The 17,996-nt window shown below is 56.4% G+C and carries 16 protein-coding genes; 7 read left to right on the forward strand and 9 right to left on the reverse strand.

What is annotated here, in order from left to right; genetic code table 11:
• Positions 1-50: 50 nt before the first annotated feature.
• The 4 genes from ACF8K2_RS26560 to ACF8K2_RS26575 all read right to left on the reverse strand — a co-directional run bounded on the left by ACF8K2_RS26560 (position 51) and on the right by ACF8K2_RS26575 (position 4,208).
• Complete coding sequence (locus tag ACF8K2_RS26560) at positions 51-815, reverse strand: amino acid ABC transporter ATP-binding protein (protein WP_392469049.1); 765 nt, start codon at positions 813-815, stop codon at positions 51-53.
• 10 nt (positions 816-825) lie between these two features.
• Positions 826-1,923 carry an amino acid ABC transporter permease gene (locus ACF8K2_RS26565; protein ID WP_186553835.1) on the reverse strand — a complete coding sequence of 366 codons (1,098 nt, stop codon included), beginning with the start codon at positions 1,921-1,923 and terminating at the stop codon, positions 826-828.
• A 10-nt stretch (positions 1,924-1,933) separates the two neighbouring features.
• Entirely contained in the window at positions 1,934-3,112 is a 1,179-nt protein-coding gene (locus ACF8K2_RS26570; protein WP_392469053.1) for an amino acid ABC transporter permease, read from the reverse strand.
• Between the two features lie 67 nt (positions 3,113-3,179).
• The gene (locus ACF8K2_RS26575) at positions 3,180-4,208 is read right to left on the reverse strand and encodes an amino acid ABC transporter substrate-binding protein (protein ID WP_186553833.1); all 1,029 of its coding nucleotides are present in this window, start codon (positions 4,206-4,208) and stop codon (positions 3,180-3,182) included.
• Between the two features lie 337 nt (positions 4,209-4,545).
• Between ACF8K2_RS26575 and ACF8K2_RS26580 the strand changes: the two genes are divergently transcribed.
• Together ACF8K2_RS26580 and rhlB are read left to right on the forward strand one after the other, a co-directional pair.
• On the forward strand, positions 4,546-5,202 hold the full coding sequence (locus tag ACF8K2_RS26580; RefSeq protein WP_186553832.1) for an alpha/beta hydrolase: 657 nt from the start codon (positions 4,546-4,548) through the stop codon (positions 5,200-5,202).
• Positions 5,203-5,302: 100 nt separating this feature from the next.
• Positions 5,303-6,742 carry an ATP-dependent RNA helicase RhlB gene (rhlB, locus tag ACF8K2_RS26585; protein ID WP_392469057.1) on the forward strand — a complete coding sequence of 480 codons (1,440 nt, stop codon included), beginning with the start codon at positions 5,303-5,305 and terminating at the stop codon, positions 6,740-6,742.
• A 159-nt stretch (positions 6,743-6,901) separates the two neighbouring features.
• Here the strand turns inward: rhlB and moaE are convergent, their stop codons facing one another.
• From moaE to moaC, 3 genes are read right to left on the reverse strand one after another with little or no spacing between them, the layout of a single operon-like run.
• On the reverse strand, positions 6,902-7,351 hold the full coding sequence (moaE, locus tag ACF8K2_RS26590) for a molybdopterin synthase catalytic subunit MoaE (RefSeq protein ID WP_392469060.1): 450 nt from the start codon (positions 7,349-7,351) through the stop codon (positions 6,902-6,904).
• Positions 7,352-7,353: 2 nt separating this feature from the next.
• Positions 7,354-7,599: a MoaD/ThiS family protein gene (locus ACF8K2_RS26595; RefSeq protein ID WP_186553829.1), complete on the reverse strand. Its 246-nt coding sequence runs from the start codon at positions 7,597-7,599 to the stop codon at positions 7,354-7,356.
• On the reverse strand, positions 7,599-8,069 hold the full coding sequence (gene moaC, locus ACF8K2_RS26600) for a cyclic pyranopterin monophosphate synthase MoaC (protein WP_186553828.1): 471 nt from the start codon (positions 8,067-8,069) through the stop codon (positions 7,599-7,601). Before moaC ends, ACF8K2_RS26595 begins: the two co-directional genes overlap by 1 nt.
• Before the next feature lie 470 nt (positions 8,070-8,539).
• On the opposite strand from moaC, the gene ACF8K2_RS26605 reads away from it, so the two are divergent.
• Genes ACF8K2_RS26605 through ACF8K2_RS26620 form a run of 4 tightly spaced genes read left to right on the forward strand, consistent with a single transcriptional unit; the run spans position 8,540 to position 14,182 of the window.
• Positions 8,540-9,619 (forward strand): SagB/ThcOx family dehydrogenase, encoded by a 1,080-nt coding sequence (locus tag ACF8K2_RS26605; RefSeq protein WP_392469064.1) that lies wholly within the window; start codon positions 8,540-8,542, stop codon positions 9,617-9,619.
• Between the two features lie 14 nt (positions 9,620-9,633).
• Positions 9,634-11,394 (forward strand): methyltransferase domain-containing protein, encoded by a 1,761-nt coding sequence (locus tag ACF8K2_RS26610; protein WP_392469067.1) that lies wholly within the window; start codon positions 9,634-9,636, stop codon positions 11,392-11,394.
• Between the two features lies 1 nt (position 11,395).
• A complete protein-coding gene (locus ACF8K2_RS26615) occupies positions 11,396-12,940 on the forward strand; it encodes a carbamoyltransferase C-terminal domain-containing protein (protein ID WP_392469070.1) in 1,545 nt (514 codons plus the stop codon).
• Between the two features lie 12 nt (positions 12,941-12,952).
• The gene (locus ACF8K2_RS26620; RefSeq protein ID WP_392469073.1) at positions 12,953-14,182 is read left to right on the forward strand and encodes an MFS transporter; all 1,230 of its coding nucleotides are present in this window, start codon (positions 12,953-12,955) and stop codon (positions 14,180-14,182) included.
• A 41-nt stretch (positions 14,183-14,223) separates the two neighbouring features.
• On the opposite strand, the gene ACF8K2_RS26625 is transcribed toward ACF8K2_RS26620, so the two are convergent.
• Positions 14,224-15,618 (reverse strand): PhoH family protein, encoded by a 1,395-nt coding sequence (locus ACF8K2_RS26625; RefSeq protein ID WP_186553827.1) that lies wholly within the window; start codon positions 15,616-15,618, stop codon positions 14,224-14,226.
• A 309-nt stretch (positions 15,619-15,927) separates the two neighbouring features.
• Complete coding sequence (locus ACF8K2_RS26630; protein WP_392469077.1) at positions 15,928-17,070, reverse strand: polysaccharide deacetylase family protein; 1,143 nt, start codon at positions 17,068-17,070, stop codon at positions 15,928-15,930.
• Between the two features lie 145 nt (positions 17,071-17,215).
• On the opposite strand from ACF8K2_RS26630, the gene yaaA reads away from it, so the two are divergent.
• Entirely contained in the window at positions 17,216-17,995 is a 780-nt protein-coding gene (gene yaaA, locus ACF8K2_RS26635; RefSeq protein WP_392469080.1) for a peroxide stress protein YaaA, read from the forward strand.
• The last annotated feature ends 1 nt before the right edge of the window (position 17,996 follow it).

The raw sequence follows: 17,996 nt of genomic DNA on the forward strand, positions 1-17,996 counted from the left end.
TTTGATCGGACGCTATCGCGGGTCAAGCCCGCTCCCACGAGGGCGTTTTATCAGTGCAGGATCTGGCTCAAGAACAGCTTGGTCCGATCACTGCGCGGCCGGTCGAAGAAATCATCCGGCGCCGCCTGTTCGACGATCTCGCCCTTGTCCATGAAGATCACCCGGTTCGCCACGGTCCGGGCAAAGCCCATCTCGTGGGTCACGCAGAGCATGGTCATGCCGTCCTCGGCCAAGCCGACCATGGTATCGAGCACTTCCTTGACCATCTCCGGATCGAGCGCCGACGTCGGCTCATCGAACAGCATGATCTTCGGCTTCATGCACAGCGCCCGGGCAATCGCCACCCGCTGCTGCTGGCCACCAGACAACTGCCCCGGAAACTTGTGCGCCTGCTCGGGAATACGCACCCGCTCAAGGTAGTGCATGGCGATTTCCTCGGCCTTGCGCTTGGGCATCTTGCGCACCCACATCGGTGCCAGGGTGCAGTTCTGCAGGATGGTCAGGTGCGGGAACAGGTTGAAGTGCTGAAATACCATGCCCACCTCGCGGCGGATCGCTTCGATCTGCTTGAGGTCGGTGGTCAGCTCGACGCCATCGACGACGATACGCCCCTGCTGATGCTCTTCCAGGCGGTTGAGGCAGCGGATGGTGGTCGACTTGCCCGAGCCAGACGGGCCGCACAGGACGATACGCTCGCCTTGGCGCACATTAAGGTTGATGTCCTTGAGTACATGGAACTGGCCGTACCATTTGTTCACGCCCTGCATCTGGATGATGCCTTCGGGGCCAGCAGGCTGCTTGATCGCTTCACTCATATGCAAACTCCTAACGCTTGTGGCCAGTGTCCAGCTTGTGCTCCAGATGCATGGAGTAGCGGGACATACCGAAACAGAAAATCCAGAACACCAGGGCCGCGAACACGTAGCCCTCGGTCGCCATACCCAACCAGGCCGGGTCGGCCGCCGCCTGCTTGACGCTGTTGAGCAGGTCGAACAGGCCGATGATGATCACAAGGCTTGTGTCCTTGAACAGGGCAATGAAGGTGTTGACGATGCCGGGGATGACCAGCTTGAGCGCCTGCGGCAGGATCACCAGGCCCATCGCCCGCCAGTAACCCAGGCCCATCGCCGCAGCGGCCTCGTACTGGCCCTTGGGAATCGCCTGCAAGCCACCGCGCACCACCTCGGCGATGTACGCCGACTGGAACAGGATCACCCCGATCATCGCCCGCAGCAGCTTGTCGAAGCTCATGCCCTCGGGCAGGAACAGCGGCAGCATCACCGACGACATGAACAGCACGGTAATCAGCGGCACGCCGCGCCAGAACTCGATGAAGGTCACACAAACCACCTTCACCGCCGGCATGTGCGAGCGTCGACCCAATGCCAGCAAGATGCCCAACGGCAACGCGCCGACAATACCGACAGTGGCGATCACCAGGGTCAGCATCAAGCCACCCCATTGGCTGGTCGGCACCGTGGCCAGGCCCAGGCTGCCGCCATGCAGCAGCACATAGGCGACGATGGGGTACAGGACCAGGAAGCCCAGGCCGTAGATCGCCTTGCGCGGGAAGCGACTGATGAACAGCGGCGCTGCGCCGATCACCGCCAGCCATACCGTCAGGTCGACGCGCCAGCGCAATTCGCTGGGGTAGTAGCCATACATGAACTGGCCGAAGCGCTGCTGGATGAACACCCAGCAAGCGCCTTCCTTGGTGCAGTCGGCACGGGTGGTACCGACCCAGTTGGCATCGATCAGCGACCACTGCAACAGCGGCGGCACGATCAACCACACCAGGTAAAGGGCGAACAGGGTCAGCAGGGTGTTAAGCCAGCTGGAGAACAGATTGGCACGCATCCATGCGAGCACGCCGACGGTTTTCACCGGTGGCGGCATATCGGGTTTGAAAACATGGGCATTCACGGGCGTATCCTCACCGCTCGATCAGCGCTATGCGCTTGTTGTACCAGTTCATCAGCAGCGAAATGCTGATGCTGATGGCGAGATAGACACTCATGGTGATGGCAATCACCTCGATGGCCTGGCCGGTCTGGTTGAGCACGGTACCGGCGAACAGCGAGACCATCTCCGGATAGCCGATACCGGCGGCCAGGGACGAGTTCTTCGCCAGGTTCAGGTACTGGCTGGTCAGTGGCGGAATGATCACCCGCAGGGCCTGGGGGATGATCACCTTGCGCAGGGTCGGGCCCTCGCGCAGGCCAAGCGAACGCGCAGCTTCGGTCTGGCCATGGCTGACCGAACGGATCCCTGAGCGCACGATCTCGGCAATGAAGGCTGCGGTATAGATGGTCAGCGCCAGGGTCAATGCCAGCAACTCCGGGATCAGCACCCAGCCGCCGACGAAGTTGAAACCCTTGAGCTGCGGCACTTCCCAGTGCACCGGGCTACCGAACAGCAGCGCGCACACGCCAGGAATGCCCAGCAACAGCAGCAAACCCACCCAGAACTTGTGAAACGGCTCGCCAGTCTCATCGAACCGTTTGTTGGCATGTCGGACCATCAGCACCACCGCGACGATCGCCAGCAGCACCGCGGCAACGAACGGCCAGAACCCGTCCGCCATGGACGCGCCGGGCATGTTCAGGCCGCGGTTGCTAATAAAGAACATGTCGTCGATGTTGATGCTGCCACGGGGTCCAGGCAGGGTCAGGAACACCGCGAAGTACCAGAACAGGATCTGCAACAGCGGCGGAATATTGCGGAAGGTCTCCACATACACAGTCGCCAGCTTGTTGATCATCCAGTTCGGCGATAACCGCGCCACGCCGACGATAAAGCCCAGCAAAGTCGCCAGGATGATGCCGATGAAGGTCACCAGCAGGGTGTTGAGCAGGCCAATGACGAACACCCGCGCATAGCTGTCCGACTCCACGTAGGGAATCAGGTGCTGGGCGATGCCGAAGCCGGCACTGCGTTCGAGGAAGTCAAAGCCCGAGGTGATGCCACGGTGCTGCAGGTTGGTCTGGGTATTGTGGAACAGGTACCAACCCAGACCGACCACGAATGCCACCGTGACGATCTGGAACAGCCACGCACGCACACGTGGATCGCTCAGGGAAAACCCCTTTTGTGCGCCGATTTGATTTTGCATGAAGTGCCCCGGAAAAAAGGGATCAGAACAGCCTGCGGCGGCGGAATGCCGCCGCAGGGTGCAGCCATCAGCGCACAGGTGGCGCGTACTGGATGCCGCCGTTGTTCCACAGGGCGTTCAAGCCACGATCGATTTGCAGGGGGGTGCTTTTGCCCAGGTTCTTCTCGAACACTTCGCCGTAGTTACCCACTTGCTTGACGATTTGTACGACCCAGTCCTTGGGCAGCTTGAGGTCCTTGCCGTATTCGCCGTCAGCGCCGAGCAAACGGGCGTTGTCCGGGTTCTTGCCCGACTTGGCTTCGGCCTCGACGTTCTTCGAGGTGATGCCCGCCTCTTCCGCGTTGAGCATGGCGAACAAGGTCCACTTGACGATGCTGAACCACTCTTCATCGCCTTTGCGTACCACGGGGCCCAGAGGCTCCTTGGAGATGGTTTCCGGCAGTACCACGTACTCGGTCGGTGCAGCCAGCTTGGAGCGCTGTGCGTAGAGCTGCGACTTGTCCGAAGTAAGCACGTCGCAACGGCCGGATTCGAGCGACTTGGCGCTCTCGTCGGAGGTGTCGAAGGTGATCGGGGTGTACTTCAGGCCATTGGCACGGAAGTAGTCGGAGACGTTCAGCTCAGTGGTGGTACCGGCCTGGATGCACACGGTAGCGCCGTCGAGCTCCTTGGCACTGGAGACGCCGAGCTTCTTGTTGACCAGGAAGCCGATGCCGTCGTAGTAGGTAACACCGGCAAATACCAGGCCCATGCCGGCATCGCGCGAGCTGGTCCAGGTGGTGTTGCGCGAGAGTACGTCGACCTCGCCGGACTGCAGCGCGGTGAAGCGCTCCTTGGCGTTGAGCTGGCTGAACTTGACCTTGGTGGCGTCGCCGAACACGGCGGCGGCCACGGCGCGGCAGACATCGGCGTCGATACCGACGATGTTTCCTTTGGCATCAGGTACCGAGAAACCCGGAAGGCCATCGCTCACGCCACACTGGACGAAGCCCTTCTTCTTTACCGCATCGAGGGTAGCGCCGGCTTGGGCGAAACTGGTGGCGCCCAGCGCGGCGGCAGCGGTCAGGACTGCCAGGGTGGTTTTCAACATCTTCATTCACAACCTCCAAATCGCTCTTGTTGTATCGAGCCGGAATTGCACCGCACCCTTATGAGGCGCATCCGACCCTTGTTGGCTTGTTTTTGGGTCAATTGGCGCAATGAGCTGTTCTATGACAGCCTTTGTATCCGTACGAGGGGTGTTACCGGCATGGGGCCATCCCTTCGCATCACTCGATTCATAGCAAAGCGCGTACCACAGTCGAAGGCTTAAGCGTTTAAGCGGTAGTCAAGTAGGAAAAGTTGTAGAGTTGCGACATCTATTTCTGGCATTCACTACAGATGCCTTCTTTTTACGCACCACTTAAGCCAGCGCGCACACTTTCGGAGCAGTCATGACCCAACCGCTGATTCTCGAACCGCAAAATACCGCCGACGCCTGTGTGATCTGGTTGCACGGACTGGGGGCCGACCGTTACGACTTCCTACCGGTGGCCGAATTTCTTCAGGAGCGCCTGCTCAGTACCCGCTTCGTCATGCCTCAGGCCCCGACCCGACCAGTGACCATCAACGGCGGCTATCAGATGCCTAGCTGGTACGACATCAAGGCCATGACTCCAGCCCGCGCCATTGACGAGGCGCAGCTGGATGAATCGGCCGAGCAGGTGATCGAACTGATCAAGGCCGAGCAAGCCAAGGGCATCAACCTGGCGCGGATCATCCTCGCCGGTTTCTCCCAGGGTGGCGCGGTGGTACTGCACACTGCCTATATAAAGTGGCAAGAAGCACTGGGCGGCGTGATTGCCCTGTCCACCTATGCCCCGACCTTCAGCGAAGGCCATCAGCTCAGCGCCTGCCAACAGCGCACCCCGGCCCTGTGCCTGCATGGCGTGCATGACCCGGTGGTGATCCCGTCCATGGGCCGCACGGCCTTCGAATACCTCAACAGCTGGGGCGTCGCCGCGCGCTGGCATGAATACCCGATGGAGCACGAGGTGGCCGTGGCAGAGCTGTCCGACATCCACGACTGGCTGAGTGAACGCCTGCGCTGAGTCCGCCCGTATGTAGTTGCCTGTGCATTGCGCTACGCCGCGCCCGGTTCTTGCATTACACTGCCGGGCGTACATTCCTTAACCAATTGATGAGACGACCGTGCTCAAGGCACTTAAAAAAATATTCGGCAAGGGAGACGCCGCGCCTCAGGCCGTCGAACCCGATGCCCGCGTGATCACCCCCGCGCCCGCGGTCCAACCGCCGGCACCCCAGGCCCAGCCCAGCGCCAAAGCGCCAGCTCCAGCGCCTGCCAGCCCTCGCGTCGACAAGCCCGTACCGGACAAGCCGCGCCGCGAGCGCAAACCCAAGCCACAAGCCAGCCTGTGGAAACCAGAAGACTTCGTCGTCGAGCCACAAGAAGGCAAGACCCGCTTCCATGACTTCAAGCTCTCCAACGAGCTGATGCATGCCATCCAGGACCTGGGCTTCCCCTATTGCACTCCCATCCAGGCCCAAGTGCTGGGTTACACCCTGCGCGGCCAGGACGCCATTGGTCGGGCGCAGACCGGCACCGGCAAGACCGCCGCGTTCCTGATCTCGATCATTTCCCAACTGCAGCAGACCCCGGCGCCTAAAGAGCGCTACATGGGCGAGCCGCGCGCGCTGATCATCGCCCCAACCCGTGAGCTGGTGGTACAGATCGCCAAGGACGCCGCGGCGCTGACCAAGTACAGCGGCCTGAACGTGATGACCTTCGTCGGCGGCATGGACTTCGACAAGCAGCTCAAGGCCCTCGAAGCGCGTCACTGCGACATCCTGGTGGCCACGCCAGGGCGCCTGCTGGACTTCCACCAGCGCGGCGAAGTGCACCTGGACATGGTCGAGGTGATGGTGCTCGACGAAGCCGACCGCATGCTCGACATGGGCTTCATCCCCCAGGTGCGGCAGATCATCCGCCAGACCCCACCCAAGAGCGAGCGCCAGACCCTGCTGTTCTCGGCGACCTTCACCGACGATGTGATGAACCTGGCCAAGCAGTGGACGACCAACCCTGCGATCGTCGAGATCGAACCGGAGAACGTTGCCAGCGAGACCGTCGAGCAGCACGTCTATGCCGTGGCCGGCAGCGACAAGTACAAGCTGCTGTACAACCTGGTGACCCAGCAGAAGTGGGAACGGGTGATGGTCTTTGCCAACCGCAAGGACGAAGTGCGGCGCATCGAAGAGCGCCTGGTGCGCGACGGCATCAACGCCGCCCAGTTGTCCGGTGACGTGCCGCAGCACAAGCGCATTCGTACCCTGGAAAACTTCCGAGAGGGGCGCATCACCGTGCTGGTCGCCACCGACGTGGCCGGGCGTGGGATTCACATCGATGGCATCAGCCACGTGATCAACTTCACCCTGCCGGAAGATCCGGATGACTACGTGCACCGCATTGGCCGTACCGGCCGCGCCGGGGCTGCGGGTGTGTCGATCAGCTTTGCCGGTGAAGATGATTCGTATCAGTTGCCAGCGATCGAAGAGCTGCTGGGGCGCAAGATCAAGTGCGAGATGCCACCTGACGAGTTGCTGCAGGCAGTACCGCGCAAGCATCACTGACAGGCGTAGTGTGGAAGGCATAGCGTAAGAGTCATCGCGTGGGAGCGGGCTTGCCCCGCGATAGGGTAAGCCCAGGCGGCTTCGTTGCCTGGCCTGAAGCGATCGCGGGGCAAGCCCGCTCCCACGCTAGGACTCCCACGCAGACCCATTATCGATGGGTTATTGCCAGCGCTCGGCAGCATCCTGATCCGACTGCCTGCCCTCGACCCAGCGCGGCCCGTCCTGGGTGTTTTCCTTCTTCCAGAACGGCGCCCGGGTCTTCAGGTAATCCATGATGAAGTTGCAGGCATCGAATGCTGCCTGCCGATGCGCACTGGCCACACCGACGAACACGATCGGCTCGCCCGGCTCCAGCCCGCCAATACGATGCAGCACCTCGACCTTCAATAACGGCCAACGCTGCTCGGCCTCGACGACGATCTTGGCCAAGGCCTTCTCGGTCATGCCCGGATAATGCTCCAGGAACATCCCGGCCACATCCCGGCCATCGTTGAAATCGCGCACATAACCGACAAAGCCGACCACCGCCCCGACCCCGACATTGGCGGCATGCATGGCGTTGACCTCGGCGCCCGGATCGAACGCCTGCTCCTGCACTCGAACCGTCATGCTCAGCCTCCGGTCACCGGTGGGAAGAACGCCACTTCGTCGCCCTCCGCCAGCGGCTCGTCAAGCCGGCACAGGTCCTGATTACGCGCGCACATCAGGTTCTGCTCGGCCAGCACCTGGTAATCATCGCCCTTCGCCAACAAGGCATTGCGCACATCGGCAATCGCCGCGAAATCGCCTTCCAGCGGCTCGCCATCACGCCCCAGTTGCTCACGGTAGCGAGCGAAATACACCACTTGGACTTTCATCACGCCTGCACCTGATAGTGGCCGCTCTTGCCGCCGATTTTTTCCAAGAGGCGCACCTGCTCGATGACCATGCCCTTATCCACTGCCTTGCACATGTCGTAAATGGTCAGCGCGGCAACGCTGGCAGCAGTCAGTGCTTCCATCTCCACTCCGGTCTGCCCGGCCAGCTTGCAGCGGGCGACGATACGCACTGCATCCGTACCTTCGGCGCTGAGCTCGACCTTGACGCTGGTGAGCATCAGGGGATGGCAAAGCGGGATCAGGTCGCTGGTCTTTTTCGCCGCCTGGATACCGGCAATCCGCGCCACGGCGAACACATCGCCCTTGGGGTGCTCGCCGTCGACGATCATTTGCAGGGTCTGCGGCAACATGCGCACGCGCGCTTCGGCCACCGCTTCGCGTTCTGTCACGGCTTTTTCAGTGACGTCGACCATGTTGGCGCGCCCCTGGGAATCGAGATGAGTCAGCACTGCTCTGCTCCTGGGAAGGGAGCCATGAGTGTAAACCTGTGGGTCAGGTTTCCGTAGCGAAAATATTCCTTTCCATAAGGAGAGCATGGGCTTGGCCCTGATCAAGCTGTCCGAAGGGCATCCTAAAAATATAAGTTCGAAAAGATGCTCCAGTGGTTAAAGCACCTGAAGTAATTCACTGAAAATAAAGAAATTACTTACACAAGAATCTTCCCACAATTACCAAAGAAGTATCCTACACCCGCCAATCATTGACATAAAGCCAATGGAAATTATTCTTCGCCATGAGGTTCCAAACCTCACCCATTAAACCACAAGGTACATAACATGAAAAAAATCATCATCCAAAGCCATCTGAGTGCATTATCGAATAACGCTTACCTCATCTTGGTAGCACGGTCCAACCCTTCTACCGGCCTTGTCGACTAACCTTCAAAGAGGCAGGCTAGCCTGCCTCTTCGGGAGATAAAATGAATTCAATAACAATAAATGAAGATATTATTTTCACCGTTCGAAGTGGAAAATTTCTGGTATGGAACCTTCGAAGTGGAGAGCAATATGAAATTTTTGAAAAGCGTTATCTAGATAGATTGTACGAGCTTACAACCGCCCTCCCCTTGGCCTATGTTTCATCGGAGGAGGACCACGAACCCTCAGAGGCAGGATTACTCGAAACACGCAACGAGCCATCAGCGCCGAAAGAAACTCAGTGGGGCTGGGATGATATAGCAAAGATATTTCACCTCGGAAGCAAACATAATTTTCCTGCTGACCTCTCCAGTGAATCCGAGAGCGCCGAACAGGGATACCTTGACTTCTGCGAAAGCATCGCCAACGACATCCCCTGCATCAATATAGAAAAAGATGGAAAGATTATTTCCTTACCTTCACCCTCTCCCTCAAGCCTCGCTACGCCCCTGATTAGCACTCTAATGAACAGGAAAACCAGCAGACATTTTGAGCCTGCGCCGGTTAGCCTTGAGGTCGTTGCAAATTTACTATTTACAACATTCGGAAAAATTCATGGCGACACCCATATCCGTGAATTAGAGAAACGTGGTGTGAAATCGGTGGGCTACCGTCGGTCATCACCTAGCGCGGGATGCCTTCAAGCGACAGAAGCTTACCTGATAGCACTGAATGTGAACGACCTCCCGATGGGGATCTATCACTATCGCTCACATCAACACTCGCTAACACTCGTAAATGAGGAAATTAGTGATCTAAACAAAACCCTCTGCCATCAGTCATTTGCAAGCGATGCAGCATTCCTCATCGTTATGACTTCCCGGTTCGATAAGCTATGGTGGAAATATCCACACTCTAGGGCCTATCGCTCTGCTCTGCTGGACGTCGGACATCTTTCACAGACCTTTAATCTAGCAGCGACCGCGCTTGGTATGAATACGTGGATTACCGGTTATTTCATTGATGATCTACTCAACGAAATCGTTGGTGCCGATGGAATAAAGGAGCACTCCATATTTGTAGCGGCCGCAGGCCCAGGTCACTCCGACCCTCTTTCACCTGAAATGCAAAAGCTCATCTAAAGAGAATCCTGTATATGAGCCTTACACAGTCTGATACCGCATCGGAACACGAGCGTATCATCGCAGATCGATACCTCAAGGCTGGCGACTACATCGCGAGCGAGTCAGCTTACGTACGAAGCCTAACATTTAACAGCCGCAATTATAAATCACTGAACAATCTGGGCGTACTATATGAAACGGAAGGTAAACTAGAAAAGTCATTAACGCTATATAAGAAAGCGTGCACCATCATAAACTCAGCCACAATGAAGCGTGCTAGGTACTTTGAGAATCTCGTTCGCGCCTGTGAAAAATTTGGAGATAAATCCTTAGCACTGTGGGGCTATGAAAAACTTTTACTCGAAGGTACCGCTGATTACTATACCGCTGTAAATTACCTAGAACTACTAAGGTCGAGCAACACTTACAGCTCAAGCAAACAGACATTGAGCACCCTAGAAAAACTCTATGATGTGAAGAAAGTGGACCCTGAGGCTGTAGCGGACGTCTACTATAAGCTCATTGGCTCTGACAACCAGCTTTTCATGCAATTTAATTCAGGCAGACTCAGCTTTGAATGCATTCTCGAAAAATATCCCCTCACCCTTCGCGTGATGTCTGAGCATGTAATCAGCGACCCTAAAGTGGAGCTCTATTTAACAACGATAATTCAACAGCTAGGTATTTTTAAGTCTACGACCCGAAGTAACGATAAACTCCATCACATTAGCAAGCTATTTAATACGCAAGCTCGCCTATCCGGCAGCATACAGCTTAAACCGAAATATTATGATGATGCGTTACGGGATACCTGTTATTCCGGCACCCGCACCATTAATGCTTACAAACAGTCTTCAATCAGAGACCTCGTAGCTTCACCCTTATCAAAAAACATCTCATCCACATCACACCATAACAGCATCCACCATAAAACCTTGAGGCAGTTCTATGAATCAGCCCCCTACCCCAAGTGGGAAAATCTTCCGAATCACGTAACAGGCACGCTAGAAGACTATATGTCCACTATCGGGGAACTGCCTAAGCGCAAACTTTCAAACCGACGCATTCTCGTAGCGGGCTGCGGAACAGGAAGGCACGCCATCCAACTAGCTCTCACTTACCCAGATGCGCAAGTAGTTGGCATCGACATCAGCCGCTCAAGCCTGCACTATGCAAATGAACAAAAACTAAAACTGTCGATAACTAACGTAAAATTCTTCAACTGCAGCATATTCGAAGTAAAAAGGCTAAATCTAAAATTCAAAATCGTTGAATGCATAGGTGTTCTACATCATCTAAAGCAGCCCGCCCGGGCACTTCGATCTCTGCTAGACACCCTTGATCCAGACGGTGTGATAAAGCTTGGTTTATACAGTAAGTATGCCCGAAGACTTCTCGACACTCTTAGAGAGCGATGTACTCAGCACGACGTAGCGTTTCACCCCGCCAATCTTCCAGAAATTCGCAATCTCGCAATCTCAATATACGCGAAACAACTTCACCCATTAGTGTACGCCAAGGACTTCTACTCAAGAGAAGGCTGCATGGATCTCTTATTCAACCCTTATGAAAGCCCATTTACCATACGCAAGATTTATGAACTCATCAAAATACACAACTTAGATTTCTGCGGTTTCGAATGCAGTCGACTTCCACGCAACAACCCAGGCTTTATAAAGTTCTGCGAATCAAATGACTTACTTTCGTTCCTCAACAAATGGCATCAGTACGAAACGCACAACCCCTCAACATTCAGTGGCATGTACCTATTTTGGGTAAAGCGAAGGAAATAATATGAACATCATAGGCTTTAACACCGGACACGACGGCCACATCTGCTACCTACAGGGAAATACATTAGCCTTCAGCTACGAGGCAGAAAAAGACAACAACCCAAGATACTCCGACAACACCCCTTTAAACATAACAACCGGACTTCTCGCCACATCAAATAGAATAGATGCTGTTGCTGTGAGTGGCTGGGCCAAAGGCCACGACCCGCGAAACATGCCAGTGCACGGCGGCTATCTAGGACTCGATTACAGCATCCATCACCAAGGTCAGACACCTTGGATTCACTGCAGCCATGAGATGTCGCACATTGTATGTTCCTATGCGCTGTCCCCCTATGCGGACAAGACTGACTGCTACGTACTTTTACTTGAAGGCTTTATTGGAAAACTATACCTCATCCGGAAAGACCTATCTGTAGAGCTTCTGGAAGAGATTATGCAGAGTCCGGGCTTGAGATATTCATTCGCCTTCGGAATTGCTGACCCACTCTTCAACCTGCCTAAAGGTTACTGCCGTCTAGGCGACGCGGGAAAAATGATGGCTCTGGCGGCGTTTGGCAGGAGCGGAGAACTAACAAGCGATGAAAGAGAGATAATAAACTATTTGCTAAACACTGAGTCACCCATCGACAGCTTTTCCAAGGACGAATTCAAAACCAGCTCATACTTCAATATCGGCGTTCAACATCAAAAATTCTGTGACCTTGCCAAGAAAATCTCCGACTCGTTATTTCATACTATTTCAAGAAAAATCACACCTCATATCCAAGAAAGAAAGCCTTTACTCATAGCCGGTGGGTGTGGACTGAATTGCGACTGGAATAAAAAATGGCTAGACTCAGGAGTATTTGATGACGTGTTCATTCCCCCCTGCACCAATGATACCGGCGTGGCTATAGGCGCAGCCGCACTGGCAAAAAAACTCCTCCAGGGCTCATCGCTCATTCATTGGAGCGTATACTCCGGCCAACCTTTTCGTGTTGAGCATAACTCGAATAACTCTCCAAATTTCAAGACCGAACCGCTGTCGCTCGAAGTAATTTGTCAAAAGCTACTGGATAACGAGATCGTATGCTGGGTTCAAGGCAATTGTGAGATCGGCCCACGCGCACTAGGTAACCGCTCTATTCTGGCCGCTCCTTTCAGTAAATCTACTACCACTCGGCTAAATACGATAAAGAAAAGGGAGTCTTATCGACCTATCGCCCCCATTTGCCTGGAGGAGGATGCGGCTTTTTACTTCAAAGGTTGTAGGCAAAGCAAGTTCATGCTGAACTTTCACCATGTAATAGACCCTAATCTTCCGGCCGTCACACATGTCGACGGCACCGCACGTGTACAAACCATCTCTTACCAAGACAACTCAGCGATTTACGATTTGCTAAAGACATTCAAGGCCATCAGTGGATACGGTGTTCTATGCAACACCTCGCTAAACTTTCAGGGTGCTGGCTTCATAAACAATCGAGGAGACCTGGAGGCTTTTTGCCTGGAAAATGGCATTACCACTTTCGTCATAAACGATTTAATGTATACAAAAAAATAGAGGGGATGCAAAGTGCTGCTTACCCACAATATCAACTACCTGATTCTCTGCGGAGTAAGATTCAGTAGCTCCGCAACACTTTGGCTAGACTTTATTCTCATCTTCACCACCTTGACATTCATCTTCGATGCGCCTCCGCAAACACTTGCACTTGCGGCCTCTCTATATGGCATACCTGCTCTTCTTCTAGGGCCATATTTAGGCTCCTTAGCGGATCGCCTCGATGCAAGACAGATCATTTTCGCTGGTTTCTGCATTCGTTTCGCAGCCGCGTGTAGCTTATTTTCCGCACCGTCAATGGACTACTTCTTGATATTCACTACTCTCAAAGGCATATCGAACCTTGGCACAACCGCAGCCGAAGTCGTACTGACACAAAAGCTGCTGCTGCCGTCTCAAATCGTCAAGAACACATCTGTCGTCTCAATCATGGACCAGACCCTCAAGATATCAGCGCCGCTGGCAGCCGGCCTGCTGACGGGGCTTAGCACCAAGCCTATCGGTTTTTTGATTTCCGCAGGCTTCTGCGTTATTGGCCTGGTCTTGGTCGCTCGACTCCCCCCACCCGATAAAACACCTATCGCCGTCGCACCCACCGTCCCCAAGTACCGTATACGTTTAGGTCTTGAGTATTTCCACAAATACCTTATCGCACAGGTATTTCTGTACTGCGTGCTGCTCCAATCAGCCGCTTTGGGATTATACGATTCGTTATTGGGTTTACTGCTAAAGGAGCACGGCTACGATTCCGCCTCTTTTGGTCTCGTCGTGAGTGCAACAGCCTTGGGTGGTATACTCGCGGGGTTTGCCTTCCCGCACCTGTACAGCCTTCAGTCAAGGCGCTGTGCAACGGTCGCTTCATTTTTATTTGGCCTGGCTATTCTCATGGCCGGTCTCATTGGCGTCTTTCCCCAATGGTTTGCATTAACGCCGATGTCTGTTCTCTTTCTGCTGGCGGGTTTTGCTTACGGTCTGACCTCACAAGGCCTGACCACTACCCTACAACTTACGTGCTCGACCAATCACTTAGGCGCCATTTTCGCCACAACCCGTACTCTTTCAATTTTTCTGTTTATCAGTTTTCCAGTCCTGGGAGGATGGCTCGCAGGTCTATTTGGCACTGCAGCCGTGATCATAACGGCAGGCGCTGCAACCATCGTGACAGCATGTGCACTACATTTCAGGTTTCGCGATAGGCAATCAACCGACACTGAAGCCAAGCGCAGTCCAAGCTCAACTTAAGTGCCGCAAGCCTACTCACGAGCAGGCTTGCGGCGCTTGGTTTACAGATGAGACTCGGCGTACTCGGCCAGCACCGAGCGCGGCACACCCTGCAGGGTGATGTGCACGCCATGCGGGAAGTCCTTGAACCGCTCGGTCAAGTAGGTCAACCCAGAGCTGGTCGCCGACAGGTAAGGCGTATCGATCTGCGCCAGGTTGCCCAGGCACACCACCTTGGACCCTGCCCCCGCGCGGGTGATGATGGTCTTCATCTGGTGCGGGGTAAGGTTCTGGCATTCATCGATCAGGATCAGGCTCTGCTGGAAGCTACGACCGCGAATGTAGTTCAGCGACTTGAACTGCAGCGGTACCCGCTCAAGGATGTACTCGACGCTGCCATGGGTGCTCTCATCGTCCATGTGCAAGGCTTCAAGGTTGTCGGTGATCGCCCCCAGCCAAGGCTCCATCTTCTCCGCCTCGGTGCCGGGCAAGAAGCCGATCTCCTGGTCCAGCCCCTGCACGCTGCGGGTGGCGATGATGCGCCGGTAGCGCTTGCTGACCATGGTCTGTTCGATAGCCGCAGCCAATGCCAGGATGGTCTTGCCGGAACCGGCAGCGCCGGTCAGGTTGACCAGGTGAATATCCGGATCGAGCAAGGCGAACAGCGCCAGGCTCTGATGGATGTCACGCGGTTTCAGCCCCCAGGCCTCCTGGTGCAGCAGCGGCTCCTGGTGTAGGTCGAGCAATAGCAGTTCATCGTTACGGATGCCCTTGATCCAACCCACGAAGCCCTGCTCATCGATGATGAACTCGTTGACGTGCACCGCCGGCAGGTTGTCGGTCAGCTGCACCCGATGCCAGGTCCGGCCGCGCTCCTGGCGGGTCTCGACCTTGCTGACCCGGTCCCAGAACGATCCGCTGACCGAGTGATAGCCCTTGGACAACAAGGACACGTCGTCGACCAACTGGTCGGTGCTGTAGTCCTCGGCGGCAATCCCACAAGCGCGCGCCTTCAGGCGCATGTTGATGTCCTTGGTCACCAGCACCACGTCCAGGTCGGAGCGTTTGGCGCGCAGTTCCAGGAGCTGGTTGATGATGATGTTGTCGGCCAGGTTCTCTGGCAGCAAGCGGTTGGGCTCGCTACGCGGGCTCATCAGGATGGACAAAAAACCTTTCGGTCCGCTCTTGCCACGCTGGATCGGCACACCCTGTTCGACATCACTGGGCGAGGCGTCACCGAGGGTTTGATCGATCAGCCGGATCGCCTGGCGGCATTCGGCGGCGATGGTGTGTTTACCGGTCTTGAGCTTGTCGAGTTCCTCCAGCACCGTCATCGGAATGGCGACGTGGTGCTCCTCGAAGTTGAGCAATGCGTTGGGATCGTGAATCAGGACGTTGGTATCGAGCACATAGAGGATCGGCTGGGTGGAGGAAGGGTTGCGTCCATGGTCATCCATACTCGGGCACCTTGTGTCAGAACCACGCGGCGCGTAACCGCTGCGCCGCAGAGTGACGCCGTTCTCCCCGTATCCGCGTTGTTACGGGCGGGAAGCGCACCTGGCAAAGGCGGGTCTGGATGACGCCACCTGTGCTGCAGGAATCGGCTGTCTGGTTCTTTCATACCGCAAAAACCATGAACAAAAAAAGCTTTTTTACGTCCCGATGAAGTTTATTTTTCCGAATGGCTAACGCGCCTTGGCTGGCTGCCATCGGGGAACTAAAGTCAAAGATCAAGCCCTATGCTTTTCGCGGGGGTAGGTTGCCGCCTAGTGTGATGCAGGTGGGCCATCCTGGTGCACGTACGCCTGGCAATCTTCCCAGCCGATGCCACTTTGTCCGGTGTTGTGCAGCAGCCACTGCACCGCCTGCTGGGCCTTGGGCTGATTGTCGTGCAGTTGAATCACCCCCTTGCGCCACAACAGCATCAGGGTTACCACGCGCTGGGCGGATTGCTCGGCGGTCAAGGCTGTGTCATCCAGTGCATCGATATCCCACAGCGACACCTGCAGCCCCTGGCTGGCCATGAACGCCTCGCCATCGGCGCGGCGCTGGCCATAGGGCGGACGGAACAACGGCACGTACTGCTCGGGCAAATCCGCCTGGACCCGCGCCTGACTGCGGCGCAGCGAGTCTTGCCAGTCCTGCCACTGCGCATGCGAGCGGTACTCCCACCCCTGAATGCCTACGCATTGCCCGGCATACAGCTCGCCGAGCGAAATGGCGGCGGCGTCGCGACGTTGTTGCAGGCGATTACCCAAGACAAAGAAGGTGCCGCCCAACTTCTGCCGGCGCAAATAGTCGGTCAGGCTGTCGGTGCTGCTGCCTTCGGCGCCAGGGCCACCGACGAAGGTCAGCAAGAACATCCGGTCATTGAGCTCATCGCCATTGCGCTCGCGGCTGGAGAGGCGCTCGATCTCGCTGCTGGTTTGCGGGAACAACGCTGCCTTGCGCAATTGCTCATCCAGATAGCGCACATGAAACTGCCGGCTCGGTTCGATCCAACCGGTATAGAACTCGCCGACATCAGCGTTGAACGTGGCGGCTTGTGTGCGAAGTTCGGCCATCGACTCGACCGGGTAGCAGAACGAGGCATCCTGCTCGCAACTGCGCTGGGCCTGCTGATAGTTCTGCCACAGCCGCTGCCACATCCGCGCCCGCACCGCACGAATCACTGTCAAGTTGACCTGCCTGAGCTTGAGCCGCGCAGCCAGCGCCGGCTCATCGAGCAACTCGCTCTCTTGCAACACCTGGGCAAACGACAAAATTTCCGCACGCGAAGCGACATCGAACAGCGCCGGGCTGTCCAGTTGCTCGGGCCACAGGCTGCGGTCCAGGCTGGCTTGAATCGGTGGGGCGGCCTGCACGGCCAGGCTGAACCAGCCAGCCAGCAAGGCTAAGGCAATGCGCACGGTCGGACTCTCCGCAAATCCCGTTCAATCATGAGCCGCACTATAACGCGAGGCTCGCCGATGTTCTGTGACTATCGTCGGCATAGTTTGGACTTACCCCGGCCAGCCCGTAGAATCCGCCTCTACGATTCAAGGAGCCGACCTGATGCTGACGGTGATTTCCCCCGCCAAGACCCTCGATTACGACACCCCTGCGGTGACCCAGCGCTTCACCCTGCCGCAGTACCTGGACGACTCGCAGGAACTGATCACCCAGCTGCGTGAGCTGAGCCCTGCGCAAATCAGCGAGTTGATGCACCTGTCGGACAAACTCTCCGGCCTCAACGCCGCACGCTTCGGCAGCTGGACCCCAGACTTCACCCCAGCCAACGCCAAGCAGGCGCTGCTGGCGTTCAAGGGTGACGTGTACACCGGGCTCGACGCCGAAAGCCTCAGCGAAGACGACTTCAGCTATGCCCAGCAGCACCTGCGTATGCTCTCCGGCCTGTATGGCCTGCTGCGCCCGCTCGACTTGATGCAACCCTACCGCCTGGAGATGGGCACCAAGCTGGCCAACGCCCGCGGCAAAGACCTCTATGCATTCTGGGGCACGCGGATCAGCGAATGGCTGAACCAGGCCCTGGCCGAGCAAGGCGATGACGTGCTGCTCAACCTGGCCAGCAACGAGTACTTCAGCGCGGTCAAGCGCAACGCCTTGAATGCGCGGGTCATCAACGTCGACTTCAAGGACTGGAAAAACGGCCAGTACAAGATCATCAGCTTCTATGCCAAGAAGGCCCGGGGGATGATGAGCCGGTTCGTGATACAGGAGCAGATCAACGATCCTGAGCAGCTCAAGCAGTTCGATGTGCAGGGGTACTACTACAGTGCCGAGCAGTCGAAGACGGATCATTTGGTGTTCTTGCGCGATCACCCGGCCGACTGAC

This window comes from Pseudomonas sp. xss_2 (assembly GCF_043104195.1).
GTDB classification, from domain to species: domain Bacteria; phylum Pseudomonadota; class Gammaproteobacteria; order Pseudomonadales; family Pseudomonadaceae; genus Aquipseudomonas; species Aquipseudomonas urmiensis.